This is a genomic window from Pseudomonas sp. CM27, assembly GCF_013179515.1.
Lineage (GTDB): Bacteria > Pseudomonadota > Gammaproteobacteria > Pseudomonadales > Pseudomonadaceae > Aquipseudomonas.
This window is the reverse complement of sequence record NZ_JABMCN010000464.1, coordinates 1-941: the sequence shown is the minus strand read 5'-3', so window position 1 is coordinate 941 and position 941 is coordinate 1. Positions and strand designations below refer to the sequence as shown.

The following is a 941-nucleotide window of genomic DNA, read 5'->3' as shown; positions in this document are numbered from 1 at the left end:
TGGAATTCGCCAGGCTGTGCGCCAGGCTCGCTCAGTGTCTCGACATCGACCAACCGCCAGGCTTTCTTCAGGTAGCCGCCCAGCGGCGTCAACTGCCTGTACTGGTACTGCTGGATCAAGGTACGCGCACTGCCCTGCCCTGTAGCTGCAGGCTTCACCTCCCTGGATTTCAGGTTGCGCACGAAACCGTGCGGGTCCCCTTCCTCTGCGCCCTGATACCAGACATTGGTCTCAAGCACCTTGTTCGGCAGTAAGCGAGTGAGCACGTTGCCGTGGGTATCGTAGGTTGTCGCCTGCGTTTCTTCGCGCTGCTTCAAAGGGTTGCTGACCAGTGACCAGCGTTGGGTTTCCTGGTGGGGCAACTGGAAGAAAGGCGGCTGCTGATCGAACGAACCGTCCACTTCCCCATAGACGCTGAACGCCTGCAGCCGTTTGTCTCCCTGAACGGTGTCCTGGTCGGTCAGCAGATGAAAACGGTTGAACGTACGCGTGATCGAGCGCACGGTTCTACCCTGCACTTCATGGCGCTCAACGGTCTGGTAGGTATACCCCTTGTCTACCCGGTAAAGGTTGTCCAGGCCTTCATCAGACCAAGGAACCGTACTGCCGCCACCGATGAAATTGTGCGCGTCGGGGTATTCATAGCGCACCACGCTGGCAGGCTGGCCAAAACCTGGCAGCGTTTCGTGAAGGGTGACCCGTGGCAGATTGGCCCGGTTGGCGCTGGGCGGGAACTGGTGCCCGGCGTCCTCGTGAAAAATCCGCTCGTGGCCGCCAAAAGGCGTACGCACCTCGCTCACACAAAGGTACCCACGCACATCCCGATAGGTGAAGCGCCAACGTGCCTGGTTGGCCGTGGGCAGGGTGATCTCGCTGACCCGCAAGTCGCTACCGCTCAAGGTCATGCCATAGCGCGCCAGCGGGTCGCCGCCCGCGCCCCC

The 941-nt window shown here is 61.1% G+C and carries 1 pseudogene; it reads right to left on the bottom strand.

The window, feature by feature from the left end:
* Positions 1-941: pseudogene (locus HP547_RS28970) on the bottom strand (hypothetical protein); the annotation flags it as partial.